Source organism: Streptomyces sp. NPDC048436, assembly GCF_043200355.1.
Lineage (GTDB): Bacteria > Actinomycetota > Actinomycetes > Streptomycetales > Streptomycetaceae > Streptomyces.
In genome coordinates this window covers 57,371-82,077 of record NZ_JBICXP010000002.1, presented here as the reverse complement: position 1 = coordinate 82,077, position 24,707 = coordinate 57,371, and the positions used below count along the sequence as shown (strand labels likewise).

The 24,707-nt window shown below is 69.7% G+C and carries 25 protein-coding genes; 12 read left to right on the top strand and 13 right to left on the bottom strand.

What is annotated here, in order from left to right; all coding sequences use genetic code 11:
* The first annotated feature begins 7 nt into the window (after positions 1-7).
* The 5 genes from ACGFX9_RS06900 to ACGFX9_RS06880 all read left to right on the top strand — a co-directional run bounded on the left by ACGFX9_RS06900 (position 8) and on the right by ACGFX9_RS06880 (position 4,312).
* Complete coding sequence (locus tag ACGFX9_RS06900; protein WP_055564821.1) at positions 8-280, top strand: phosphoribosyl-ATP diphosphatase; 273 nt, start codon at positions 8-10, stop codon at positions 278-280.
* Between the two features lie 53 nt (positions 281-333).
* Positions 334-1,182, top strand: coding sequence for an ATP phosphoribosyltransferase (gene hisG, locus ACGFX9_RS06895; protein ID WP_393465988.1), 849 nt, complete (start codon positions 334-336; stop codon positions 1,180-1,182).
* 23 nt (positions 1,183-1,205) lie between these two features.
* On the top strand, positions 1,206-1,679 hold the full coding sequence (locus ACGFX9_RS06890; RefSeq protein WP_393465986.1) for a PH domain-containing protein: 474 nt from the start codon (positions 1,206-1,208) through the stop codon (positions 1,677-1,679).
* A 198-nt stretch (positions 1,680-1,877) separates the two neighbouring features.
* Entirely contained in the window at positions 1,878-3,239 is a 1,362-nt protein-coding gene (locus tag ACGFX9_RS06885) for a hemolysin family protein (RefSeq protein ID WP_393465983.1), read from the top strand.
* Complete coding sequence (locus tag ACGFX9_RS06880) at positions 3,236-4,312, top strand: hemolysin family protein (RefSeq protein WP_393465978.1); 1,077 nt, start codon at positions 3,236-3,238, stop codon at positions 4,310-4,312. Before ACGFX9_RS06885 ends, ACGFX9_RS06880 begins: the two co-directional genes overlap by 4 nt.
* Before the next feature lie 28 nt (positions 4,313-4,340).
* Here the strand turns inward: ACGFX9_RS06880 and ACGFX9_RS06875 are convergent, their stop codons facing one another.
* Together ACGFX9_RS06875 and ACGFX9_RS06870 are read right to left on the bottom strand one after the other, a co-directional pair.
* Entirely contained in the window at positions 4,341-6,212 is a 1,872-nt protein-coding gene (locus tag ACGFX9_RS06875; RefSeq protein ID WP_393465975.1) for an AAA family ATPase, read from the bottom strand.
* Positions 6,213-6,645: 433 nt separating this feature from the next.
* Positions 6,646-7,302, bottom strand: coding sequence for a uridine kinase (locus ACGFX9_RS06870; RefSeq protein WP_393465972.1), 657 nt, complete (start codon positions 7,300-7,302; stop codon positions 6,646-6,648).
* 217 nt (positions 7,303-7,519) lie between these two features.
* On the opposite strand from ACGFX9_RS06870, the gene ACGFX9_RS06865 reads away from it, so the two are divergent.
* Positions 7,520-8,884, top strand: coding sequence for a peptidase C39 family protein (locus tag ACGFX9_RS06865; protein WP_393465969.1), 1,365 nt, complete (start codon positions 7,520-7,522; stop codon positions 8,882-8,884).
* Position 8,885: 1 nt separating this feature from the next.
* On the opposite strand, the gene ACGFX9_RS06860 is transcribed toward ACGFX9_RS06865, so the two are convergent.
* From ACGFX9_RS06860 to ACGFX9_RS06835, 6 genes are all read right to left on the bottom strand, one after another.
* Positions 8,886-9,530: a hypothetical protein gene (locus ACGFX9_RS06860; RefSeq protein ID WP_393465967.1), complete on the bottom strand. Its 645-nt coding sequence runs from the start codon at positions 9,528-9,530 to the stop codon at positions 8,886-8,888.
* A 42-nt stretch (positions 9,531-9,572) separates the two neighbouring features.
* Positions 9,573-10,205: a hypothetical protein gene (locus ACGFX9_RS06855; RefSeq protein WP_393465964.1), complete on the bottom strand. Its 633-nt coding sequence runs from the start codon at positions 10,203-10,205 to the stop codon at positions 9,573-9,575.
* Positions 10,192-10,605 carry a hypothetical protein gene (locus ACGFX9_RS06850; RefSeq protein WP_393465961.1) on the bottom strand — a complete coding sequence of 138 codons (414 nt, stop codon included), beginning with the start codon at positions 10,603-10,605 and terminating at the stop codon, positions 10,192-10,194. The genes ACGFX9_RS06855 and ACGFX9_RS06850 overlap by 14 nt, the downstream gene beginning before the upstream one ends.
* Positions 10,606-10,675: 70 nt before the next feature.
* A complete protein-coding gene (locus ACGFX9_RS06845) occupies positions 10,676-12,031 on the bottom strand; it encodes a hypothetical protein (RefSeq protein WP_393465958.1) in 1,356 nt (451 codons plus the stop codon).
* Positions 12,028-12,342: a hypothetical protein gene (locus ACGFX9_RS06840; protein ID WP_393465955.1), complete on the bottom strand. Its 315-nt coding sequence runs from the start codon at positions 12,340-12,342 to the stop codon at positions 12,028-12,030. The genes ACGFX9_RS06845 and ACGFX9_RS06840 overlap by 4 nt, the downstream gene beginning before the upstream one ends.
* A gap of 137 nt (positions 12,343-12,479) precedes the next feature.
* Positions 12,480-13,964, bottom strand: a complete 1,485-nt coding sequence (locus tag ACGFX9_RS06835; RefSeq protein WP_393465953.1) for a M1 family metallopeptidase — start codon at positions 13,962-13,964, stop codon at positions 12,480-12,482.
* A gap of 248 nt (positions 13,965-14,212) precedes the next feature.
* Between ACGFX9_RS06835 and ACGFX9_RS06830 the strand changes: the two genes are divergently transcribed.
* Entirely contained in the window at positions 14,213-14,368 is a 156-nt protein-coding gene (locus ACGFX9_RS06830) for an SCO1431 family membrane protein (protein WP_393465950.1), read from the top strand.
* Here the strand turns inward: ACGFX9_RS06830 and ACGFX9_RS06825 are convergent.
* Genes ACGFX9_RS06825 through ACGFX9_RS06815 form a run of 3 tightly spaced genes read right to left on the bottom strand, consistent with a single transcriptional unit; the run spans position 14,346 to position 16,914 of the window.
* Positions 14,346-15,302, bottom strand: coding sequence for a hypothetical protein (locus tag ACGFX9_RS06825; RefSeq protein ID WP_393465947.1), 957 nt, complete (start codon positions 15,300-15,302; stop codon positions 14,346-14,348). The genes ACGFX9_RS06830 and ACGFX9_RS06825 overlap by 23 nt on opposite strands.
* Positions 15,299-16,309 carry a DUF6114 domain-containing protein gene (locus ACGFX9_RS06820; RefSeq protein ID WP_393465944.1) on the bottom strand — a complete coding sequence of 337 codons (1,011 nt, stop codon included), beginning with the start codon at positions 16,307-16,309 and terminating at the stop codon, positions 15,299-15,301. Before ACGFX9_RS06820 ends, ACGFX9_RS06825 begins: the two co-directional genes overlap by 4 nt.
* Positions 16,300-16,914 carry a DUF6230 family protein gene (locus ACGFX9_RS06815; protein ID WP_393465941.1) on the bottom strand — a complete coding sequence of 205 codons (615 nt, stop codon included), beginning with the start codon at positions 16,912-16,914 and terminating at the stop codon, positions 16,300-16,302. The genes ACGFX9_RS06820 and ACGFX9_RS06815 overlap by 10 nt, the downstream gene beginning before the upstream one ends.
* Before the next feature lie 131 nt (positions 16,915-17,045).
* On the opposite strand from ACGFX9_RS06815, the gene ACGFX9_RS06810 reads away from it, so the two are divergent.
* Positions 17,046-17,708, top strand: a complete 663-nt coding sequence (locus tag ACGFX9_RS06810; protein ID WP_393465939.1) for a TetR/AcrR family transcriptional regulator — start codon at positions 17,046-17,048, stop codon at positions 17,706-17,708.
* Positions 17,709-17,759: 51 nt separating this feature from the next.
* Here the strand turns inward: ACGFX9_RS06810 and ACGFX9_RS06805 are convergent, their stop codons facing one another.
* Positions 17,760-19,019, bottom strand: coding sequence for a glycoside hydrolase family 18 protein (locus tag ACGFX9_RS06805; protein ID WP_393465936.1), 1,260 nt, complete (start codon positions 19,017-19,019; stop codon positions 17,760-17,762).
* 390 nt (positions 19,020-19,409) lie between these two features.
* On the opposite strand from ACGFX9_RS06805, the gene ACGFX9_RS06800 reads away from it, so the two are divergent.
* The 3 genes from ACGFX9_RS06800 (at position 19,410) to ACGFX9_RS06790 (ending at position 23,588) form a co-directional block, all read left to right on the top strand.
* Positions 19,410-20,585: an acyl-CoA dehydrogenase family protein gene (locus tag ACGFX9_RS06800; RefSeq protein WP_393465933.1), complete on the top strand. Its 1,176-nt coding sequence runs from the start codon at positions 19,410-19,412 to the stop codon at positions 20,583-20,585.
* Between the two features lie 714 nt (positions 20,586-21,299).
* On the top strand, positions 21,300-22,427 hold the full coding sequence (locus ACGFX9_RS06795; RefSeq protein WP_393465930.1) for a hypothetical protein: 1,128 nt from the start codon (positions 21,300-21,302) through the stop codon (positions 22,425-22,427).
* A gap of 60 nt (positions 22,428-22,487) precedes the next feature.
* Positions 22,488-23,588 (top strand): phosphotransferase family protein, encoded by a 1,101-nt coding sequence (locus tag ACGFX9_RS06790; protein ID WP_393465927.1) that lies wholly within the window; start codon positions 22,488-22,490, stop codon positions 23,586-23,588.
* Positions 23,589-23,591: 3 nt separating this feature from the next.
* Here the strand turns inward: ACGFX9_RS06790 and ACGFX9_RS06785 are convergent, their stop codons facing one another.
* Positions 23,592-24,035 (bottom strand): hypothetical protein, encoded by a 444-nt coding sequence (locus ACGFX9_RS06785; protein WP_393465924.1) that lies wholly within the window; start codon positions 24,033-24,035, stop codon positions 23,592-23,594.
* A gap of 199 nt (positions 24,036-24,234) precedes the next feature.
* Between ACGFX9_RS06785 and ACGFX9_RS06780 the strand changes: the two genes are divergently transcribed.
* Complete coding sequence (locus ACGFX9_RS06780; RefSeq protein ID WP_393465920.1) at positions 24,235-24,675, top strand: Lrp/AsnC family transcriptional regulator; 441 nt, start codon at positions 24,235-24,237, stop codon at positions 24,673-24,675.
* Positions 24,676-24,707 lie beyond the last annotated feature (32 nt).

Sequence of the window (24,707 nt, the reverse complement as noted above, 5' to 3'; positions counted from 1 at the left end):
CGACATCATGTCCAAGAAGACTTTCGAGGAGCTCTTCACCGAGCTCCAGCACAAGGCCGCCAACGGCGACCCCGCCACGTCGCGCACCGCCGAGCTGGTGGACAAGGGCGTCCATGCCATCGGCAAGAAGGTCGTCGAGGAGGCCGCCGAAGTCTGGATGGCCGCCGAGCATGAGGGCAAGGAAGCCGCCGCCGAGGAGATCTCCCAGCTCCTGTACCACGTACAGGTGATGATGGTCGCCCGCGGCATCTCCCTCGACGACGTGTACGCGCACCTCTGAGCCGTACGCCCACAGCCAGCCAACTCCCCCTGAACGCAAAGGAATCCGTCCTCATGCTGCGCATCGCCGTCCCCAACAAGGGTTCACTGTCCGGACCTGCGTCGGCGATGCTCCATGAGGCCGGATACCAGCAGCGCAAGGAGTCCAAGGAGCTCGTCCTCGTCGACCCCGACAACGAGGTGGAGTTCTTCTACCTGCGGCCCAAGGACATCGCGATCTACGTCTCGGCCGGCCGCCTGGACATCGGCATCACCGGTCAGGACCTGCTGGTCGACTCCGGTGCCAACGCCGAGACGATCCTGCCGCTCGGCTTCGCCCGCTCCACCTTCCGCTTCGCCGCCAAGCCCGGCACGGCGAGCACCATCGCGGACCTCGCGGGCAAGACCGTCGCGACCTCGTACGAGGGCATCGTCGCCAAGCACCTCGCGGACAGCGGCGTGGACGCCTCCGTCGTCCACCTGGACGGCGCCGTCGAGACCGCCATCGAGCTGGGCGTCGCCCAGGTCATCGCGGACGTCGTGGAGACCGGCACCTCGCTGCGCAACGCGGGCCTCGAAGTGTTCGGCGACCCGATCATGAAGTCCGAGGCCGTCGTCATCCGGCGCACCGGCGCCGACGGCGACGACCCCAAGGTGCAGCAGTTCCTGCGCCGCCTCCAGGGCGTCCTGGTGGCCAGGGCGTACGTGATGATGGACTACGACTGCCGCGCCGAGCACCTGGAGCAGGCCGTCGCCCTCACCCCGGGCCTGGAGTCGCCGACGATCTCGCCGCTGCACAACGAAGGCTGGGTCGCCGTCCGCTCCATGGTCCCCGCCAAGGAGGCCCAGCGGATCATGGACGACCTGTACGCCATCGGGGCGCGGGCCATCCTGACCACGGCCATCCACGCCTGCCGCCTCTGATGACCCGGCAGGAGAACCCGGCCATGACAGACACGCCAGACACACCGGACAAGCCCGGTGCCCCCGCGCTGCCCGCCCTGCCCGTCACCTTCCGGCCCGGCCGGACCCGGGCCGTGCTGCTCGGCGCGGGAGTGGCGATCTTCGTGGTCCTCACGGTGGTCGCCCTGCTCATCCCGAACCTCAGCCCGGGCGAGCGCATCAGCTTCATCTTCACCGGGGCGCTGCTCTTCGGCGTACTCATGCTCCTGAGCAGGCCCAAGGTCGTCGCCGACGAATCCGGTGTGACGGTCGTCAACATCGCCACCCGCAGGCGCCTCGCCTGGGCCGAGATCGTCCAGGTCAACCTGCGCCCCGGCGACCCCTGGGTGTTCCTCGACCTCAGTGACGGCACCAGCCTCGCCGCCATGGGCATCCAGCCCGGCATCGCCAAGGAGCGGGCCATCAGCGACGCCCGCGCCCTGCGCGCCCTCGCCGACGCCCGCACCCCGCGGGGCTGACGTTTCGGCCCTGGTCTTGATTAATCTGGTGGCGGGGCACGCATGGTGTGCCGCCCCGCCCCTGACGGGCCCGCCCGGCCCCCAGGGGCTCCTGCTACCCGAGGAGTGACTCCCTCCGGCGATGGACGGTTCGTCCTGTAGTACATGCGCCGCCCCCTCCCGAAACACCGGGACCGGTCAGACCAGGGAGGCGGCGGCATGACGACTTCCCTGCTGCTTCTCGGGGCGGCATTCCTGCTGATTCTCGCCAACGGCTTCTTCGTGGCCGCGGAGTTCGGGCTCGTCACCGTCGAGCGCCCGGACGCCGAGAAGGCCGCAGCCGACGGCGACCGACGGGCCCGTACGGTCGTCGACGCCCTCAAGGAGCTGTCCTTCCAGCTCTCCGGCACCCAACTCGGCATCACCATCACCTCACTCGTGGTGGGCATGCTCGCCGAACCGGCCCTCGCGCATCTGCTCGCGGGCCCCTTCACGGCCACCGGCCTTCCGGAGGGCGCCGTACCGGGTGTCTCCGTAGTGGTCGGCATGCTCCTCGCGTCCGCCGTGCAGATGGTGATCGGCGAGCTCGTCCCGAAGAACTGGGCGGTCTCCAAGCCGCTGCAGGTCGCGCGGTTCGTCGCGGGCCCGCAGCACGTGTTCGCGCGGCTCTTCAGGCCCGTGATCTCCCTCCTGAACACCACGGCCAACCGCCTCGTACGGCTGCTCGGCGTCGAGCCCGCCGACGAGCTGGCCTCGGCGCGCACCCCCGGCGAACTGGTCTCCCTCGCCCGCCACTCGGCGCAGGCGGGGACCCTCGAACAGGACACCGCGGACCTGTTCGTCCGCACGCTGTCCCTCGGCGAGCTGACCGCGCAGCACGTCATGACCCCGCGGGTGAAGGTCAGCGCGCTGCAGACGTCGGCGACCGCCGAGGACGTGGTGAACCTGACCCGCGCCACGGGACTCTCGCGCTTCCCCGTGTACCGCGAGCGCATCGACGAGATCGTCGGCATGGTGCACCTCAAGGACGCCCTCGCGGTCCCCGCCCACGAGCGCCTGCGGGCGCCCGTGAGCCGTATCGCGCAGGCGCCGCTCCTGGTGCCCGAGACGCTGCCCGTGCAGCAGCTCCTTGAGCAGTTGCGCAGTCAGCAGCCGATAGCCGTGGTCGTCGACGAGTACGGCGGCACGGCCGGCGTGGTCACCCTGGAGGACATCGTCGAGGAACTCGTCGGCGAGGTCCGCGACGAACACGACCTGCTCGACCTGCCCGACATCATCGTGGCACCGGCGGAGGACGGCAGACCCGCGTGGGACGCCGACGGTAGCTGCCGCGTCGACACGCTCCAGAGGATAGGACTCGACGTCCCCGAAGGGCCCTACGAGACCGTGGCGGGGCTCGTCGCCGATCTCCTCGGCCGTATCCCCGCCCCCGGTGACCGGGCCGAACTCCCGGGCTGGCGGCTCGCGGTGCGCCAGGTCGACCACAAGCGAGCCGAGCGGGTCCGTCTCGTAGCGGTCCCGGAAGCCCCGGAAGGCTCAGTCACCCCGGAAGCCGTGAGCGTGCCGGAGGCCGCCCGATGAGCATGCTCCAACTTCTCTTCGCCCTCCTCCTCGTCCTCGCCAACGGCTTCTTCGTGGGCGCCGAGTTCGCGCTCGTCTCCGTACGGCGCAGTCAGATCGAGCCGCTGAACACCAAGCGGTCCCGCCAGGTCCTCTACGGCCTTGAGCATCTGCCGCAGATGATGGCGGCGGCCCAGTTCGGCATCACCGTGTGCTCGTTGACGCTCGGCGCGGTCGCCGAGCCCACCGTCGCGCATCTCCTGGAGCCCGTCTTCGAAGCGGCGCACATCCCCGAAGGGGCGATCCACCCGCTCACGTACGCCATCGCGCTCGCCGTCGTCGTCTTCCTCCACCTCGTCATCGGCGAGATGGTCCCGAAGAACCTCGCGATGGCCGCCCCGGAGAGGACCGCGCTCTGGTTCAGCCCCGGTCTCGTCGCCTTCGCCCGCGTCTGCCGCCCGGTCACGGTGGCGCTCGGTGCGTGCGCGCGAGGCGTCCTCACGCTCTTCGGGGTCGAGCCCAAGGACGAGGTCGAGGCCGTCTTCACCAGCGAGCAGCTCAACCGCCTCGTCGGTGACTCGGGCCAGGCGGGACTCCTCGACCCCGAGGAGCAGGAGCGCCTGGAGGACGCCCTGGAGCTGGGTTCGCGCCCGGTGACGGACGTCCTGCTCGACGGTGCCTCACTGGTGACGGTGGGCGCCGGGGTCACCCCCTCCCAGGTCATCGAGCTCACCGGGCGCACCGGCTACTCCCGCTTCCCGGTCTGCGCGGAGAACGGCGCCTTCATGGGCTACCTCCACGTGAAGGACGTACTCGATCTGACCGAGGGCGCGGACACCGACCGCGCGGTGCCGCAGCAGGTCTGGCGCCCGATGACGACGCTGCGCGCCGAACTCCCCCTGGACGACGCCCTGACGGTGATGCGCCGCGCCGCGACGCATCTGGCGCAGGTCGCCGACGCCTCGGGCAAGGTGCTCGGCCTGGTCGCCCTGGAGGACGTACTGGAACTCCTGGTCGGTGAGGTCCGTGACCCCGCGCACCGGGTCGCGGTGCCGCGCCGGCCTCAGGAGGTCCGGGACGGCGCTCTGGTGTGACCGGGCGGGGGCTTCGGACCCCGGGGTGTCAGATCCCTGGTGGGGCCTGGGGCCCCCGCCCCGACAGCACCTCTCCGTAGGCCTGCATCAGGTCCGGGAGCCGCAGTGTCGACAAGTCGTCGCGGCTCGGGTCGCCGGGGTATCCGGTCAGGCGCAGGTCGCGGTAGGCGCAGCTCTTCTCGTAGAGCGTGCGCAGGAAGCGGCCGTTGCCGAGCTCGTCGATCCACGCCTGGTCGACGACGTGCCCGCTGATGGAGCGCAGCTCGTCCAGCGCCTCCTCGTCCCACACGTCGCCGTTCTCTGCGGCCAGCACCTCGCCGATGGAGGTGAGCTCCAGCGGGCGGTACGAGGGGAAGTCCACGCGGGTCGTGAAGCGGGACGAGAGGCCGGGGTTGGCGGCGAGCAGACGGTCCATGCCCTCGGGGTAGCCGGCGAGGATCACGACCAGGTGGTCGCGGTTGTCCTCGGCGCGCTTGAGGAGGACCTGGAGGGCCTCGTCGCCGTACGCGTCGCCCTTGCCGTAGCCCGAGTTGGACAGGGAGTAGGCCTCGTCCACGAAGAGGACGCCGCCGATCGCCGAGTCGATCAGCTCGTTCGCTTTCACGGCGGTCTGGCCGAGATACTCGCCGACCAGGTCCGCGCGCTGTGCCTCCACCAGGTGGTCGCCGCCGAGCAGGCCGAGCGCGTAGAACGCCCTGCCGAGGATGCGGGCCACCGTGGTCTTGCCGGTGCCCGAGGGGCCGGAGAAGACGAAGTGTCGTTTCGGCGGCTGGACGGGCAGCCCTTGCGCGGCCCGCAGCCGCGCCATGTTCAACTGCGCGGAGAGCGCCTTGACCTGCCGCTTCACCGGTTCGAGGCCGACCATTCCCTCCAGCTCGGCAAGCGCCGCCTCAAGAAGCGCGGGGTCGGTGGGTCCTGGGGGCAGCTGCGGCAGTCCCGGCTGGATGGGGATCACGGCCTTCTCGCGCACCGCGTCGGTCTCGGCCGGCGGGCCGCCGACGGGCAGTTCGGGCTCGGTGACCCGCAGGTCGCGGCCTTCCGTACCGAAGAGCGGCTCGATCCCCTCGGGCCCGTCCACCACGTCCTGCCCGAAGCCGGTCAGGGCGATCGACGCCAGGTCGCTGACCTCGTCGTACCCGTCGCCCTCCGAGATCGCCGCGAGCCGCGCGGAGGTGTCCATGAAGGAGGGATCGACCCGGTGCACCGCGCGGTAGAGCGGAAGCGCCGCCGCCGAGCGGCCCGTGCCCTCGTGCGCGCGGGCCAGCCAGTAGCGAAGCTCCTTGCGCTGCGGCTGCTCGCTGCGGCAGCGCATCAGGGCGGCGGACAGGAGGGGCTCCGCCTGCCCGTACATCTCCAGGCGTACGCGGGCCATGCCGCCGAAGAGCCCTGCCTCGATGCCCAGCATCGCGTCGTCGATCAGCGAGTCCGTGTGGCGGACCAACTGCTCCCAGTCCTTGACCAGATAGGACCGGCAGGCGTGCAGGAAGCGCACCTGCGGATCCGCGTCGACCGGCGGAAGCCCCGCCAACGCCCGGTCGAGCTCCGGGACATGACGCCCGTCGAGCCAGTGCGAGGCGTGCGCGAGGAGTAAGTCGCGGGTGCTCTCCAGGACGGGCTGCACCCACCAGCCGAGCCAGTACCAGGAGTTGAGTGTGCGGCCGTGCCGGGTGCGCTGTTCGCCGAACCTGTCGCGGTGCTGGAACATCCGAAGGAGTGCCGTCGTCGTGTCGATGCGCAGCGCGTGCAGTCCGAGCCAGCCGTCGGCCATCCCCGGATCCATCCGCACCGCGGCGCGGAATTCCTCCTCGGCCTGGGGATAGGCGCCCATCGTGTAGGCGTCGACGCCCCTCAGCCAGGCGAGGTCGGCCGGGGCGGGTGAGCCCACCGCGTCGAAGTCCATCACGTCCCCCACAAACCGTGCCCCCGTTTGTGTACCGCCGGACCGGTGCCCGTCGGCAACTTCGCTGAACCGCCGTGCTGCGGACGGACGTTGCCTCGGTGCGCGGCGCGGCCGTCCGTAAGCCGCACCGAAAAGCATCGTACCTGCGGGGGAGCGCTCGGCCGTAGGGTGCCGCAGCGCGGGATCGGGCAGGCGAGAGGGAGGGCGTCGTCACCGAGGGTGAGTGAATGGCGGCTCGCAGCGCCCGAAATGCGAGCTCGCTAGGCAGAACGAAGCCCCCGATCACGGGGGAACAACCGGGGGCTTCGCGTCTGCGGGGCGGCCCCGAAAGGCCGCACATTCAGAACGTAAGTCCTGTAAGGGCCCTCGGTCAAGCCGAGTTGAGGCACTCATGAAAACTGGCGCGAACTTCTGGGAGCGCTCTTTGCGAGGGTCAGCGGACCGCCGACGGTCCATCACGCTGTGTGACGGTTTGGCTCTGCGCAGCCGTCTCATCAGGCCCCGGCAGCACCTCATATCCCTCGCGCCACTGTCGTACCAAAGTCTGGGCAAAGGGGCGCGAAGGGTCTTTTGCGAAGTGCCGGCGCTCCGCGGGCTCCCACTGGTCCCAGAACTCACTCTGGACCGTCCCGTCCCGGTGGCGCCCCCGCCCCCACGCTTCTCCTTGCGGCAACTCCATCCACAGCAGTCGCGCCAGGAACGGACGCAGCGCGCGGCGGCCCGCGCCGACGCCCTCGATGATGATCACGGGGGCGGGCGGCAGGGTGCGGACATCGGGGCCGAAGCGGCGCGCGTTCCAGTCGTACGTCTCGTAGTGCGCCGTTTCGCCGTGCGAGAGCGGCGTGATCACCTGCCGCCGCAGCCGCTCCGTCCAGCCGAACAGCTCGTCGTGGCTCGCGATGTCGTCGAGGCGCAGGACGGGGGCGCCGCCCAGGGCCTCGGCGAGGCGGTCGGCGAAGGTGGACTTGCCGGAGCCCGCGTGGCCGTCGACGGCGACGAGGCGGACGGGGCCGCAGGAGGGTGGCCGCCGGAGCAGGATGCCGGCGAGGCGGGAGAGGGCGGCGGGCGTGGGTGGCGGCTGTGCGGTCATCGTTTACCAGCGTACGGGTGCGGATACGGGTGCGGAATGACAGGTTCCGCGCGCCGTCGCAGCTCACGCCAGTGGTCGAGGCCAATATTGGCAGGCGTGCAGGCCGCGAAGCGCTGGCAGAAGTCGGCGTGGAGCAGCCATAGTTGGGCTACCGCCGTGCATCTGACCTGCCCCTTCCGGACCCGCTCCGGAACCCGCGTCGACTGGGGGTCCCGCCATGGACCGAGCTGATGACATGTCCCGCAGAACCGTCCTCGCCGCCGCCGCGGCCGTGGCAGCGGTGGCCGCCGCCGCGAGCCCCTCGCTCGCCGCGGGGGGTATGAGCCGTGCGCCGCGCGCGGAGCGGCCGGTGAGCAACCGCTTCTGGACCTCGTACGCGGACTGGAGCGCGGGCACCGCGAACGGCACCCGTGCCGTCGCCGGAGCCCGTCCCGCCGTGCAGATCGCCAAGGCCGCGGGCCGCACCGAGTACGCCGATCCGCACACCGGCAAGACCGCCACCTGGGAGTACGCCCAGTGGACCTCGCCCCTGCACCGCCCCGCCGTGCCGGCCACGGAGCTCGTCGCGTCCTGGAACGCCCGTACGCCTTCCGGTACCTGGATCCAGGTGGAGCTGCAGGGCACGTACTCGGACAAGAAGAAGACTCCTTGGTACGTCCTCGGCCGCTGGGCCTCGGGTGACGACAAGGGGAAGGACATCCGCCGTACGTCGGTCGACGACCAGAGCGACGGCAAGTCCAGCATCTGGACGGACACCTTCTCCATCGACGACACGACAACGGGGCTTCGCCTCACCTCGTACCGCCTGCGCCTGACCCTGTACCGCAAGCCGGGCGCCGAGGCCACGCCCACGGTGTGGCGGCTCGGCGCGATGTCCTCCGACGTCCCCGACCGCTTCACGGTCCCCGCCTCCGAGCCGGGCCTCGCCAAGGAGCTGACGGTCCCGCGCTACTCGCAGGAGATCCACGCCGGGCAGTACCCGGAGTACGACAACGGAGGCGAGGCGTGGTGCAGCCCCACCTCCTCGCAGATGATCATCGAGTACTGGGGCCGCAAACCGACCGCCGCCGACCTGGCCTGGGTCGACCCGAGCTACGCGGACCCCCAGGTGTGCCACGCGGCCCGCTACACCTTCGACTACCAGTACGCGGGCTGCGGCAACTGGCCCTTCAACGCGGCCTACGCATCGACGTACAAGGACCTCCAGGGCGTCGTCACCCGCCTGGCCTCGCTCACGGAACTGGAGTCACTGATCGCGGCGGGCATCCCGGCCATAACGTCCCAGTCATTCCTCAAGGAGGAACTGACAGGCGCCGGTTACGGCACGGCGGGCCACTTGATGACGGTGATCGGCTTCACGCCCGAGGGCGACGTGATCGCCAACGACCCGGCGTCGGCGAGCGATGCGAAGGTGCGGCGGGTCTACAAGAGGCGGGAGTGGGAGAACATCTGGCTCAGGACCAAGCGCTACAACTCCACAGGGAAGGTGGTGTCGGGGACGGGGGGTGTCTGTTACCTGTACTTCCCGGCGAAGCTGAGCGCGGCGCAGCGCGATGCGCTTGCTGCAGTTGGGATCCGCTGAGTTAGTACGAGGGCCCTCCGGGCAGCCGGAGCGTCCGCGCGAAGTCGTCCAGGGGCTCCATGGCCGCGGCGATCACCTCCGGATCGTCGTGGTGCCCGCGGAGGCAGACGTCCGGGATGCCGGGCGGGGTGTGCCAGTGGTACGTCACCGAGGTCATCATGGTGGTGCTGTCCGCGGGGTAGGAGCGGGTGACCCGGACCCCTTCCTCGCCCAGGTACGGGGAGGCGAAAGCGACACTGCCGGTTCGTTGCTGCCACTCGGGGATGTCCGGGTGCGGCACGGTGGGCGCGGTGATGCCCTCGCAGGAGGCCGCGTCAGGAGCCTCGCAGTGGATGCGGGTGGCGTGCATCACCAGCGGCATGTAGGTCAGCGGAACGGGGTGGTAGATGAACGCCTCGTCGGCCTGGAGCTTGTCCCGGAGCGTCGCCAGCGTCTGCTCGTAGAAGTCCTTGTGGAATCGGCGGAGCTTGCGGGTGAGTTCGATGCCGTGGATGGAGGCCAGACCGGTCAAGTGCAGGTCCAGCCATTCCTTGAAGGTCCGCTTGTCGATCTGGAGGTGCAGATAGCCCCAGAGATGTGGGTTGGCATCCGTGTCGATGTGGAGCGGGGCGCCGAGGTCGGTGCTCCACAGGGTGCCTTCGGACATGAGCGGTCTCTTTCGTCGGGGGCGCGGGCAGGGCGGCAGCCTTCAGGCATAGCTCCAGCGGAAGGTGCCCATGACGGCGTCGAACAGCTCCACGAGGGTGTCGTGGAAGGCGGGGTCCGAGCCGGGCGCGATCAGGGCGCTGAAGGAGAACGTGAGGTACTGGTCGGGGGCGCTGTCCGGGACCGGCACGAAGTACTCGACCTGGCGGTGAGCGACGTCGACGCCCTGTGCGGGATCGGCGGGGACATCTCGCTCCGAGCGCAGCGCCGCGGTGCCGTCGAGCTCCCGCATCTCGGCTCCGGGGGTCTCGGACGCGAGCGCGGCCAGGACCGCTCCTGGGCCGCTCTCGGGCCTGACCCTCGGAATCTCGATCGGTTCCGAGGCGACGATCGAGACGGGCAGCGCGACGCCGTGGAGCCGTTCGGTGGGGAGATAGAGGGTCATTCCCCCCTTGGCACTTGCCCGGCGGACGACCTTCTTCATCTCCTGGGTGAGCTTCAGCCGGGCCTTCGGAATGTCGTCCTTGGGAAAGCCGACGGGCAGCTGCGAGACGGCCTTGCGGACGATGCGGTCCATCGCTTCCTGGGTGCCCGTGTGCAGCGGAATCACGTCCCAGCCGGGCGGCGGCACCAGGTTGAAGCCGGTCGGGGCCGGGCGGTGCTCAGCGGTGGCCATGGCGCTCCCGCATCCCTTCCACGGCATAGGCGACGCCGACGAAGAGCGCCCACGCCGGGGCGGCGATCATGCCCGCCCAGAAACCGAAGAACAGCGAGGGCAGGAAGAAGCCGCCGCCCATGGCGAGATCCCGGGTGAGGTAGGGCGGACGCCCCGCGTACCGGGGGTACTTCGCGAAGACCCAGACGTAGTGCAGGAGGCAGCCGATGATCCCGGCCTCATAGACGTGAAGGACGTCGCTCATCAGGGACTTCGGCACAAGGATCATGATCCCCAATACCGGCAGGAACAGGGGCATTCCGATGAGCAGGGTCAGTCGGAGCCGCCGGTTGGGGCCGGTGCCGAGTCCGGTGCGAGCGGCTTCGGCCTCGGCAATGCGTTGCGCCGAGTACAGGTCCATGATCGTTCCTCAGGGGTGGGGTGGGGTGGGGACGGGCCCGCGGGGTACGTCGCTCCAGGAATTCGTATCGCTACCAGTGGGTGTCGGGGGCGGGCTTCAGGGTGTTGTCCTTCCAGTCCGAGTACGCCTCGTTGTACGGCTTCTCGCCGCTTCCGAACTTCTCATCCGTCACGCTTGTCAGGTCGCTCTTGCCCAGCGCCTTGTCCATGACGTCCATCCCCATGCCGGTCCAGGCAAGGCCAAGGCCCACCTGGTAGGACTTGTACGCTTTGTCCGCGGCTGCCCCCGCAGCGGCCGGGAAGGTGGCCTTGTTCGCCTGCAGCATCTTCGCCATGCCGGCCATCTCCTTGTCGCCGAGGTGCAGCACCGTCGACAGCGGGCTGACCCTCAGCGGCCCCTTGGCCACCAGGCCGACGTTCTGGGAGATGGACTTGCGCATGGCGTTACGGGCCCCACCGATGGCCTGCCGCCCCTGTCCCTCCGGCAGCTTGGTCATCACCCGCCCCATGTCGTCCATGATGCCCTTGACGCCACTGAGCCCTCTGCTCAGGCCGGCGGTCCGGGCGGTCTGAGCAGCGCCCACGGTGGCCTTGGCGCCGCTGGCAAGCTTCGCGGCGGCCCCGAGGCCACCCACCACGAGCAGCCCGCCCACGACGTCGAAGATGACATCCGTCCAGGTGGCATCGCCGGATGCCACCAGAAGGAGTCTGAGCCCGATCGTGAGCGCCGCGATGCCCAGGACGAGCAGGTTCAGGCCGGGGATGAGCAGCGCCAGGAAGCCTGCCGCCGTCGCGATCCAGCCGAGAACATCGATGAAGGCCTTGATCAGGTCCGCATTGTCATGGGCCCAGCCCTTGACGTCGTCCCACCATGAGTCCTCGATGACGTCGTCGATCTCGTCGTTGATTTTGCCGGCGTAGTTGCTGGCGTCGCTGTCGCGGTCCCCGGTGACGGTGTCCAGCCGACTTCTGTATGTCTGCAGCGGGTCGTGATCAGTTCCGCTCACCGACGGGTTCGGCTTCTTGTCCTCGCCCGCCTTCTCGGCGTCCTTGGCCTTCTCCCGCTCGACCTCTGCGTGCTTCTCCTTGGCCTCGCGCAGAATCCGGTCGGCGTCGCCCTGGTGGTCCTCCAGTTTGTTCGCCCACTTGGTGAGGTGTCCGTGTACCCGCTCGTATCGGGAGGCCACCTCCCGCATGTGCTTCTCCAGCGTGCCGGAGTCTTCGCGCAGGCGTTGGACGTACTTCCCCTTGAGCCTGTCCTCGTCCGAGATGGTCTTGAGGTTTCGCGCCTGCTTACGCAGCTTCTCGGCGACCGAGACCATGTGCCGGACCTCTGCCCGGATCTCCTCCGGGTCGCCGGGAACGGGGTCGGCATCGCACAGCGGCTGCCAGTCGACGGGGCGGCGTTTCGATGCCGCTGTAGTCACCGGCCCTTCCTCTCGCCTTTGCCTTTGCCCTTGCTCTGCTCGGCGAGTTCCTGGTCCAGTTTCTCGAATGACTTCTTCGTCTCCGCGACGAGCTTGCCGGTCGATTCCAGGCCCTCGATGAGCCTGGTGCGGTAGTCGTCCCAGTTGTCGACGAAATCACCCATGGCGTCCGCGATGTTCCCGGCACCCCAGTGCTTGTCCATGTCGTCACGACGGTTCTCGATGTCCTTGAACGTCGTGCGCAAATTGCCGAGTTGACGTTCGCAGTCGCTCAAGAACTCATAGTCGACCGTGAGGTCCCTACGGGACACGGCTCTCCCTCCCGTGGCGTGACTGCTGTACCAAATGAGTCACGCCGTCGTCGGAGGGGCGAAGTCGGGCCACCCGTACCATCCGTCCCAGCCTCCAGCGAGACTCCCGGGATGGTACCGAATCCCCTCGCCCAGCCTCAGCCCTGGACCGGAGTCACCACCCAGTCCGGATGTCCCGGCATCGGCGGTGTCTTCGAGCCGTACAGCCACGGGTGCAGGAAGTTCTCCAGGTTCTCTCCCGCTACCTTCGACGCCAGGTCGATGTACTGCTGGGTGCTCGCCGTCTTTCCGTGGAAGTCGCTTACCCAGGCCCGTTCGATCTTCTCGAATGTCGCGTTGCCCACCCGCTCCCGCAAGGCGTAGAGGACCAGTGCCGAGCCGTCGTACCGCATGCGCTTGAAGAGGTTCGGTTCTGTGGGCTCGGCGGGGGCGCCGTAGTCCTTGCGCCACTGGTCGTGGGCCGCGTACGCCGTCTTCATGGCGGCCTCGAAGCTGTCGCCGCCGTGCTCCTCGGAGTACATCCGCTCGTAGAAGCGGGCGTGTCCCTCGCTCACCCACAGGTCGGACCAGCTCTTCAGGGCGACGCTGTCGCCGAACCACTGGTGGGTCAGTTCGTGGACCATGTTCCGCTCCGCGTCGACCTTCGTGCCCAGCAGGTCGGCCTTCGGGATGAGGGAGAGCGTCTGGGTCTCCAGGGCGACGCCCAGGTCCGTGTCGCCGACCAGGAGGCCGTAGCGGTCGAAGGGGTAGGGGCCGAGCTTCTCCTGGAGCCAGGTCAGGTGGTCCGGGGTGAGGCCCCGGTAGGGCGCCGTCGGCTCGACCAGTGTGTCCGGGACCACGTCCCGGAGCGGGAGGCCGCCGGGGCCCTTGCCCTCGATCAGCTGGAACTTTCCGACCGCCATCTGCACCAGCTGCGTGGACAGCGGCTGCTCGGAGTCGTACGTCCAGCGCACCCGGTCACCGGGACGCTCGGCCTTGTCGACCAGCTTGCCGTTGGCCACCGCCGTCAGATCCTTCGGCGTGGTGATGCGGAAGGTGATCGGCGCCCGCTGGCTGGGGTGGTCGTTCGCCGGGAAGATCAGCCGGGCCCCGTTCGGCTGGGGATAGACCACCGTGCCGTCGGCGGTCGGTATCCACCCGTAGTCCTCGATGGCGTCGTCACGGTGCCGCGTCTGCGTCGGGTCGGCGGTGTACGTGACCTTGGCCGTGAACGTACTGCCCTTGGTGAGAGGGGACTTGGGGGTGACCGTCAGCTCGTCCCCGGCGCGGGACGTGCCCGCCGCGGAGCCGTTGACCTTCACGCCGTGCAGGGTGTTGCCCCCGAAGTCGAGGTTGAAGCGGGAGAGCGACTGGGTGGCCGTGGCCTTGATCGTCGCCGTCGCCTCGAACGGGGTCCTCGGCGCCTGCCAGTCGAAGTCCAGGGTGTAGCGGTCGACGTGGTACCCGCCGTTCCCGTCCAGGGGGAACATCGGGTCGCCGAGGCCGGGTGCGCCCGGCGAAGGCTTCCCTGCCGGGGACGGCGCGGCCTGCGAGACCGGGCCGGTCAAGGCCGCCGTCACGGTGACTGCTGCCGCCAGGGCGGCGAGCCGCGCTCTGCGGCGGGGCGTCCGGTACGTGCTCATCGGGAACCTCTCGGTCGGATGGTTGCGCGGACGAGTACAGGCGGCGGGAGGCGCCTGTGGGTGGCCCCCACCGCTTGTATGGAGACGCACAGCCCCTGGCCCGAGTTGCACGGGAGCGGCGAGACGAGTGACCAAGCTCTCGCCCGCGGCGGCGCGATCCGATGGCAAGGTGGACGGGTCAGTGGGGGGAGTCCACTGCCGGACGTCGCGCCGAGAGACGCGCCGCCGCTTACGTATCGAGTGATGCCATGACCGCGACCACTGCCACCGTCACCGCACAGACCCGTGCCACCACCCGCACCGGCGGCCCCGACGAAGACGGCCCGAAGGTGCTCGAGCACGTCCTCGGCTGGACCCTCGTCGTCGTACTCGCGATGCTCGTCACGCAGATCGGTCTGCTGTGACGTCTTCGGTGACCTCTCCCGTGACGTCTGCTGTGACCTCGGTCTCGTACGCGTAGCCGTCGCCGTCCTGATCGAGACCCGCCCGCCAGTGCCGGTCGGGCACACCCACCAGGCCGTACAGCCACCGCACGGGCGAGCGCCGCGACAGGAGCGTGAGCCCCGCGAGCACCGCGAACAGCGGCAGGCCGATCCACCCGCCCAGGAGCCGGACGAGACCGCTCGCGGCCAGCGCGCCCACGAACGGCAGCCCGTAGACCCCGGCCGCCGCGATGGCGATCGCCAGGAGCCGGTGCACTTTGCGGTCCTCGTCCGCGCCCGGCAGCGACCATCCTTCCATCAGCCAGCCGATCTCGGTCAGCAGCATCGTGCCGATCACGGCCGCGCCGAAGACGAGCAGCGCCAGGAACGTCCCGGACGTACAGAAGTCCAGTACGTGATTGACGACGCTGTCCCGCCGCCAGTGCGCGAAGTCGCGTGCGCCGGGGGAGAGGAACCGCTCGTACCCCCTGCCGTCCCAGCCGTGGATCAAGGTCCCGAAGAGCAGGAAGTACCCGCCCACGCACTGGAGATACGCCCAGTAGCCGGCACCCACCAGGACGAGCCCTTGCGCCACCAGGAACCCGAGGATCGCGGCGACGGGAATCCCGCCCGCGTAGAAGAGCACGAACCCCGCCCACACCCCCTCGTGCCCGTCCGCGACGTGCATCGTCGCCCACGCCGGGTTCTGCCACAGCAGGAAGAGGCCCGTCGGCACCATCAGGACCGCCGCGAAGAGCGCCGTAAGGGCCAGATAGGGATTGGCGGCGCGACTGCGCGTCCGCGGACCCTCACCCGCGTTGATCCGTTCCCACACCTGTAGCTGCCGCCCGGCGGAGAGCGCGAACGTCGCGCCGATCGCGTACGCCCAGAAGAGGGCGGCCTGAATCTGGATCATGCTGATGCCTTCAGCTCGAGTCCGCCCGCCACGATCAAGTCCGATGTGACCAGGGCCTGTTCGGCCTGGACGTCGGTCATGAAGACGAACGGCGGAATGACGGGCGGCACCGGCAGCTTGTCGGGTGTGAAGGTCAGACAGAGCAGTCCCTCGAGGCAGCCCCTGAACTTCGTCAGGTAGAGCGTGACAGAGCCGCTGAGGTCCAAAGTGTCGGCGCCCAGGGCCAGTTCGCGGCTCCCGTCGCGTGTGGTGAGCCGGTAGTCGGTGAGCGAGGCGGCCTTCATCCGCAGCACCATGACCTTCAACGGACCGTCCACCGTGGGGATCTCGCGTACGCCCGCCAGCGTGAAGCCCTGCGGCGAGAAGAGCGTGGTGGTGACCGTCGGCGGCGTCCTCGCCGCCACGAACGCTTCGCCAGGTGCCGCCATAACCACGTCGCCGGGCGCCGCCTTCGCCGGAGTGCCGCCCCACAGCGTCGCCCCCACGATGATCACCGGAAGCAGCACACCGAGCGTCCGCGTGCCCTGCCCGTCCCGCACCCTCGGCCGCTCGGGATCCTCCCCTGAATCGGCGCCCTCAGGCACCGGCGTCCACCCGAACCCCATCGCGCTGCCCAGGATGCCGAGCACCATGCCCACCAGGAACCCGCCGAGATTCGTCGCCGCGAACGAAAGCACCGACAGGATCAGGGCGTTGACGCTCACATAGTGGTGGGCGTGCGGCAGCAGCCACAGGAAGATCCCGGCGGCGACCAGGGCGAGCCCGATGCCGATCGCCGCGAGCCCGCCGAGCCCCAGGCTGACCAGGACGGTCAGCGGCGACAGCGGCACGAGGAGCAGTTCGGCGCCGCCGAGGACCAGGAACAGGCCACCCCAGAACGGCCGGGTGCGCCGCCACCTGCGCAGCACCCGGCGCGGTTCGCGCAGCGGAAGGCGTTCGTCGAGCCAGCCGCCGCCGTCCCTGCCCCACGCCCTGACTCCGGCTCTTCGGCCGCCGGTCAGAAGCACTTCTTGCCGCCGATGCTGACGTCGAGCTTCATGCCCTTGAGCCGGAAGTTCCCGCCGGTCGCCGACCACGCGTGCGACTTCACCCCGGAGACGGTGATGTCCCCGGCCTGGAGGCCGAACTTCCCCTTCTCGCCCTGGACTCCGGACACCTCGTCGAGGGTCGATGCGTCCCGGCCGATCTCGGCCGTGCCGAAGCGGGCGTCGCCCTTCAGATCCTCGCCGTCGATGATGAGATTGCTCGCGGTGACCTCGCCCGCCGAGCCGCCCGCGGTCAGCTTGAACACCACGGTGCCGACCGGGGTCTTGACCTCGGCGGCCTGGCAGATGTCGGAGAGGGTCGCGTCACCGATCCCGAGGAGCGCCACCGGGTGCCCCTTGCCGTCGATGTCCCGGTCGGTCTGTACGTAGGAGGACAGGCCCTGGCTGGTGAGCTTGCCCGATGACACCTGGAAGCTGGTGCCCGAGACGGCGAAGGAGGCGGCGAGCGCCCCCTCGGCCATCACGGAAGCCATCGCGCCGACGGCCAGGACGGCCGGCAGAGCCACGACGGCCGTCTTCTTCCAGGCGGTTCTGCCTTCACGCAAGGGGGTACGCGATGTGCTCATGAGTTTCCTCCCGTACGTCGTCCACGTGCGCAGGGGAAGTGCGAAGAGAGCACCATCGGGTGCGGAACCAGCAGGTGGCGCGGTTCTGCCATACTGCGGATACCCGAGGCAGTTGGAGACTAGGGCCGAAATTGAATAATAGTCAACAGCGCGGTGCCGACCGTCCGGCGGACGCCCGCCCGCAGGCGCGCGGCACCGAACGATCCGTGGCGCGCCGCGCCGAACTCATCACCATCGGGCGGAAGTTGTTCGCCGACACGTCGTACGACGCCCTGTCGATGGACGACATCGCCAAGCAGGCGTCCGTCGCCAAGGGGCTGATCTACTACTACTTCAAGTCCAAGCGCGGCTACTACCTCGCGATCATCGAGGACTCGGTAGCCGAACTGGTCGCCCGCGCCGGACGCCATGACGACCTCCCGCCCGTGGAGCGCGTGCACAGCACCATCGAGGGCTATCTGCGCTACGCCGAGCACCATCAGGCGGCGTACCGCACCATCATCAGCGGCGGCGTCGGCTTCGACGCCGAGGTGCACGCCATACGCGACGGAGTGCGCGAGGCGTTGATCGGGGCGATCGCCGAGGGGGCGTACGGCCGCCGGGAGATCCCGGAGCTGGCGCGCACGGCGCTGCTCGGCTGGCTGTGCAGCGTCGAGGGCGTCACGCTCGACTGGATCGGCCACCGGACCCTGTCGCGCGAGACGGTCTGCGACCTCCTCGTGCGGACGCTCGGCGACGCCCTGCGCGTGATCGAGGACTTCGAGCCGTCCTTCCCTGCCCCGCCGCGGCCATGAGGAAGGGGCGGCAGCCATTCGGCTCCCGCCCCAACACCCGTGTATGGCAGTTCAGTTGATGGCCTTGATCAGCTCGCCGTCGGCCGTGTCGCCGCTGAGCTCCCAGAAGAAGGTGCCGCCGAGCCCCGCCTGGTTCTTGTAGTCCATCTTCCCCGCGATGGTGGCCGGGGTGTCATAGCTCCACCAGTCGGTGCCGCAGTGCGCGTACGCGGTCCCGCCGACGGTCCCGTTGGCCGGGCACTTGGTCTTCAGTTCCTTGTAGTCGTCGATGCCCGCCTCGTACGTGCCCGCGGCGGCCCCGGTCGCGGTGCCACCGGGCTCCTTCTGTGTGACGCCCGTCCAGCCGCGCCCGTAGAAGCCGATGCCGAGCAGCAGCTTCTCGGACGGGACACCCAGCCCCTGGAGCTTCAGAATCGTCGCGTCGGTGTTCCAGTTCGCCTTGGGCGCGCCCTCGTACGTCTTGAGCGGCGAGTGCGGGGCAGTCGGGCCCTTCGCGTCCCAGGCGCCGAAGTAGTCGTACGTCATCGGGTTGTACCAGTCGACGTAACGCGCGGCGCCCGCGTAGTCGGCGGCGTCGATCTTGCCGCCCTCCTCGGCGTCGGCCGGGATGGCGGAGGTCACGAGGTTGTCGGCGCCGAACTTCGAACGCACCGCGGACATCAGGTCCTTGTACGCCGCGCGCCCGCTGGTGTCACAGGTCAGACCGCAGGCGTTGGGGTACTCCCAGTCGATGTCGATGCCGTCGAAGACGTCGGCCCACTTGGAGTTCTCGACCAGGTCGTAGCAGGACTGGGCGAAGGCCGCCGGGTCCTTGGCGGCCTCGGTGAAGCCGCCGGACCAGGTCCAGCCGCCGAAGGACCACAGGACCTTCAGGTCGGGGTGCAGCTTCTTGAGTTTGCGCAGCTGGTTGAAGTTGCCGCGCAGGTCCTGGTCCCAGGTGTCGGCGACGCCGTCGACGGACTGGTCGGCGGTGTACGCCTTGTCGGTCGCCGCGTAGGCGTCGCCCGTCGTGCACTTGCCGCCCTGGACGTTGCCGAAGGCGTAGTTGATGTGCGTGAGCTTGTCGGCCGAGCCGGACGTCTGAATGTTCTTGACGTGGTAGTTCCGGTCGTAGACACCCCACTCGGTGAAGTATCCGACGACCTTGGAACCGGCTGCGGCCTTCGCGCCCGAGGCCGTGGCCTCGGCGGATCCGGTGTCCTGCCCGGCGGCGGTGCCCGCCCCGGCGAGCAGTCCGGCGCCGAGTACGGCGCAACAGGCGGTGGCGACGAGGGCGCGGAAGGGCGCGCGGGGGAGGTGCGGTCTGAGCATCGTTTCTCCTCGTGGGGGGAGAGGGCGCATGGGGGGACATGGTGCTGTGACCTGCGGGTGCCTGTCGGAGAGCCGGATGAGGGGAACGGAATTCCGACTTGGCATGAACGCGGTAAGGCGCTCGGCTGGACTCTAGGAGGACTAGACCAGTGGGGTCAATGGTTCGGACCAATTTCAACGACCCTCTTGTGGTTGTCGGTTATCTTTTGAGTAAGCGGTCGTTAACTAGTGACGGGCCGCCGCCGATCGGGCATACTCAACGCGCCACAGCCGCTGGTCACAGCACCTTCCGCGACCCGGAAGGGCACCACCGGCCGGGCCGTGAGACACGGTGGCGCCCGCACTACCCCGCGGGTCCGCCGCAGTGCCGAAAGGGAGGATGCGAGCGCCATGCCTGAGCGAACCTTGCAGCAGCCGGTGGACCGTCAGCTGCCGACGGATGAGGCGCGGGACCTGTTCTCGCTCGTCCGTGAACTCGTCCAGCGGGAGATCACTCCCCGCGCGGCCGAGGAGGAGGACGCCGGGCACTTCCCGCGCGAGGTCTTCACCCTCCTCTCCGAGTCCGGACTGCTCGGGCTTCCGTACGCCTCCGAGTTCGGCGGCGGTGACCAGCCGTACGAGGTCTACCTCCAGGTCCTTGAAGAGCTCGCCGCGGCCCGGCTCACCGTCGGCCTCGGCGTCAGCGTCCACTCCCTGTCCTGCCACGCGCTCGCGGGCTACGGCACGAAGGAGCAGCAGGCGGAGCACCTCCCCGCCATGCTCGGCGGCGGACTGCTCGGGGCGTACTGCCTCTCCGAGCCCGCGTCAGGCTCCGACGCCGCTTCCCTGCGGACCAAGGCCGTGCGCGAGGGCGACGACTGGGTGATCACCGGCACCAAGGCGTGGATCACGCACGGCGGAGTCGCCGACTTCTACACCGTCCTCGCCCGCACCGGCGGCGAAGGCGCCCGCGGTATCTCGGCCTTCCTGGTGCCGGGTGACGCGGAGGGCCTGGACGCGGCGCTGCCCGAGAAGAAGATGGGCATGAAGGGCTCGCCCACCGCTCAAGTGCACTTCGACGGCGTACGGGTCTCCGACGCCCGCCGCATCGGCGAGGAGGGCCAGGGCTTCGCGATCGCGCTCTCGGCGCTCGACTCCGGGCGGCTCGGCATCGCGGCCTGCGCGGTCGGCGTGGCCCAGGCGGCACTCGACGAGGCGCTCCGATACGCCACCGAGCGGCGGCAGTTCGGGCGGCCGATCGCGGACTTCCAGGGTCTTCGCTTCATGCTCGCGGACATGGCGACGCAGATCGAGGCGGGCCGGGCGCTCTACCTCGCGGCCGCGCGGCTGCGGGACGCGGGTCGCCCCTTCTCCAAGCAGGCGGCCATGGCCAAGCTGCTGTGCACGGACACCGCGATGAAGGTCACGACGGACGCCGTGCAGGTGCTCGGCGGCTATGGCTACACCGCGGACTTCCCGGTGGAGCGCTTCATGCGCGAGGCCAAGGTGCTCCAGATCGTCGAGGGCACCAATCAGATCCAGCGGATGGTCATCGCCCGTCACCTCGCGGGTCCCGAATCGCGCTGAACTGGCCGATCCTGACCGGCGGCGCCGCCAGCCGTACCCACTCCGGGTCGTGGCGCCCCGGCAGGGTCTTGCCGCGCTCGGCCCAGTGCCGGATCAGGGCGCGGTAGATGGGCGGGTCTTGCAGGTGCGGCTGCTGCTGAGGCGGCTGAGGGTGAGGCTGCGGCTGTTGGGGGTGCTGGGGTCCCTGGGAGTGCTGAGGCCCTTGCGGGTACTGAGGGCTCTGCGGGTACTGGGGCTGCTGGGGGTATTGCGGAACCGATTCTGCTGGCAGTGGGGGAGCCATCAGCAGGGGGCGCCTGCGGCGGCCGGTCGGCGGATGTGCGGTGGGCGTCGGCGTGGGGGTGGTCATACCGGGCCAACGCGCCTCGCGCGGGACAAGTCACCGCCCCGCGGATTCGAGCGTCAGTTCACCAGCGGCCCCTCGGAGTGGCGGACCCGGGCCCTTGCGGAGCCCTGTGCGGCCGGTCCAGGCCTGCGCACGGCTGCCGAATGCCCGTGCATGGCTGCGCGAAGGCCCGCGCACAGCTCGGCGAAGGCGCACGCACAGCTCGGTGAAGGCCCGCGCACAGTTCGGCGAAGGCGCGCGCACGGCCCCGGAACACCGGTCGGCACGTGTCTGGCTCCGGCACGCTGCCTGACGTACCGTCAACTCCGCGCCGGGGCCCGGTCTTCGGCCCGCACCCGCCAACTTCACTGCTCCCAGGGAGGTTTGCCGTGGCAGACGACCGCCCCGTACCGCTCGACGAGTACCCGATCCATCAGGTGCCGCTCTCCATGAAGCAGGTCGCGACGGGCGACCGCAACGCCTACGACCGCTGCATCTTCCACCTCTTCGACCACGAGGGACGCGCCCTCCTCATCCTCGGGCTCGGCGTCTATCCGAACGTCGGTGTGATCGACGCCTACGCCACCCTGCGCAGAGGGAATACGCTGCACGCCGTACGCGCGTCCGACGCACTCGGCGACGACCGGATGAACCTCTCCGTCGGCCCGCTGACCATCACCGTCGAGGAGCCGCTGCGCAGGCTGCGCCTGACGTGCGCCGCCGACCCGGACGACCCCGCGTCGCTCTCGTACGACATCACGTGGACCGCCTCCTTCCCCGCCCTCTGGGAGCCGCACCACATCCAGCGGCGCGGCGACCGGCTCTCCCTCGAAGGGCGCCGCTTCGTCCAGGCGGGCGGCTGCTCCGGGGTGATCCGTGTCGGCGGCGAGGACATACCCGTGACGGCGGGGGAGTGGACCTCGACCCGCGACCGCAGCTGGGGTGTGCGGCCGATCCCCGGCGAGGAACGCGGGCGCCTGGAGGAGGAGTTCGGCACCGAGGGGTTCCACTGGATCTGGAGCCCGGTGCGCTTCGACGACCGCTTCCTGATGGTCATCGCCCAGGAGGACGCGGACGGCTACCGGTCCCTCAACGAGGCGACGCTCGTACGGCCCGGGGCGCGCGACCGCCAACTCGGCTGGCCCCAGGCGGACATCACCTACCGCTCGGGCACGCGTCATCCCGAGCGCGCCGTCATCCACCTCACCGACCCCGACGACCGCAAGCCTCTGGAGCTGGACGTCGAGGTCCTGGCCTCGCTGCCGCTGGCCGTGGGTGCCGGCTATCCGCCCGCGGACGACTGGCAGCACGGCACCTGGCAAGGGCGCGGCTGGAGCGACCGCAGGGACTACGACCTGTCGGACCCGGCGGCGCACCCGATGGCCGCCTACGGAGTCATCGACCACGCTGCCCGGTTCACCCTCGAAGGGCGTACGGGATACGGCATCTTCGAGCACGGCAGCTTCGGCCGCCACGACCCGAGCGGCTTCACCGGCTTCGACTCCGTGGCCCCCTGAGCCCCCTGAGTCGGCGCCCTGAGACGGCCCCCAGAGATGGTCCCCGAGAGGAGCTCCGCGATGGCGCAAGCACCCCGTCAGCCCCGCCCCCGTACCACCACCCGCGAACCCGAGGAGCTCGCCCGCAGGCTCACGTCCTGGCTCGGCGCGCGGCTGCCCGGCGCCAAGGCCACCGGCGTGCGGGTACCGGAGTCCAACGGCATGTCGAGCGAGACGCTCCTGTTCGACATAGAGCACCCCGAACCGCCGCTGCGGGCCTGCGCGTTGCGCGTGGCGGCGGACCCGGCCGCGTACACGATCTTCCCGGTGTACGACCTGCCGCGTCAGCACCGCACGATGCGGCTCGTCGCCGAAAGCTCCGACCTTCCCGTGCCGCGCGTGCTGTGGCTCGAAGAGGACCCGGGACCGCTCGGCGCGCCCTTCTTCGTCATGGAGCGGGTCGAGGGGCGCGTGCCGCCGGACGTCATGCCCTATACGTACGAGGGGAATTGGCTCTACTCCGCGAGCGACGCCGAACGCGCGCACCTGGAGGAGGCGTCGATCCGCCTGGTCGCCCACCTGCACGACCAAGTACCGCTCGCCCAGGCCGAGTTCCTCGCCCTGCCCGGTGACGGCAGCCCGCTGCACCGCCACGTCGACGCCCAACGCGCCTACTACGAATGGGTGGTAGACGGACTTCCCCGTTCACCGCTCATCGAGAGCGCCTTCGACCGGCTTGTGGAGTGGTGGCCGCGTGACGAGGGCGAGACCGTCCTCAACTGGGGCGACGCACGCATCGGGAACGTCATCTACGACGGCTTCGAGCCCGCGGCCGTACTCGACTGGGAGATGGCCGCGCTCGCACCCCGCGAGGTCGACCTGGGCTGGCTGATCTATCTGCACCGCTTCTTCCAGGACCTGACGGTGAGCTTCGGGCAGGAGGGCCTGCCCGACTTCCTGCGCCGCGACCGCGTCGAGGAGCGCTACGCCCAACTCACCGGCCACACACCGCGGTCCATGGACTTCTACACGCTGTACGCGGCGCTGCGGCAGGCCGTCGTCATGCTGCGCGTCGCCTACCGCCAGGTGCACTTCGGCGAGGTCGCGGTCCCCGCGGACCCGGACACGCTGATCCTGCACCACGCCGGCCTGGCGGCCATGGTGCAGGGCAGCTACTGGTAGGCGTCAGGCCGCGGAACGCCGGTCCTGCTCGGGCACGTGGAAGGGGCGCGAGGCCTGGCCGCCGACGTGCGAGAAGGGCTGTGTCCGCCAGTCCAGACTCTGAGGGAGCGTCAGGAGCAGGGCGGTGTCCTGCTCCTGAGCCTCCATCGTGTCGTCGGCGGGCTCCGCTTCGGCCGCGGAGCGACCCGTCCCCGCGCACACCGTGAGCCCGAACGGGTTCCACGGAGTGGCACACAGCGCGTGCTCGGGCAGCACGTCCTCGTCGGCCAGGAGTGCGATCGGCTGCGCGCAGTCGGGGCACGTCACCCGGTACATCTCGAAGGTGTCGTACTCGTCGAACTCGGTGTCAGCCGGTTCGACGCCCTCCGATACGGGTGCGGACGTGGATTCATCGGAGCGCTGCTGCTTACTGCGGGCAGGGCGACCGGGGCGCTTCAAGTTCTGCATGGGATTCTCCCCCTTGGGTGGGCCGAGAAGGCGCTGCGGCCTCGGCCACAGCAAGCACTTCCCGTCCCGTCGTAGAGGTAATCGTGGCATCCCTTCGGACAGGGTCACAGGTATGTGTCGTTCGTCACATGCCCGGAGAAGATGCCGCCGTCGCGCCTTCCGGTATCCGAAGGGATCAAGAGCCCTGTAGGTTCGGCGCATGGAGGAGCTGGACCGACAGATCGTGCAGCTGCTCGTCAAGGACGGGCGGATGAGCTACACCGACCTGGGCAAGGCCACGGGCCTGTCCACGTCGGCCGTGCACCAGCGGGTGCGCCGGCTTGAGCAGCGCGGCGTCATCCGCGGCTATGCCGCGGTCGTGGACCCGGAAAGCGTCGGACTGCCGCTCACGGCGTTCATCTCGGTGAAACCGTTCGACCCCAGCGCCCCCGACGACATCGCCGAACGCCTCGCGGGCGTCCCGGAGATCGAGGCGTGCCACAGCGTGGCTGGCGACGAGAACTACATCCTCAAGGTCCGAGTGGCGACCCCCCTCGAACTGGAGCACCTGCTGAGCCGGCTGCGCGCCCTCGCCGGTGTCTCGACCCGTACGACGGTCGTGCTCTCCACTCCGTACGAGGCGCGGCCCCCGCAGGTCTGAGCCGCCCGTGGGCGACCCCTGCGCGGGGCGCC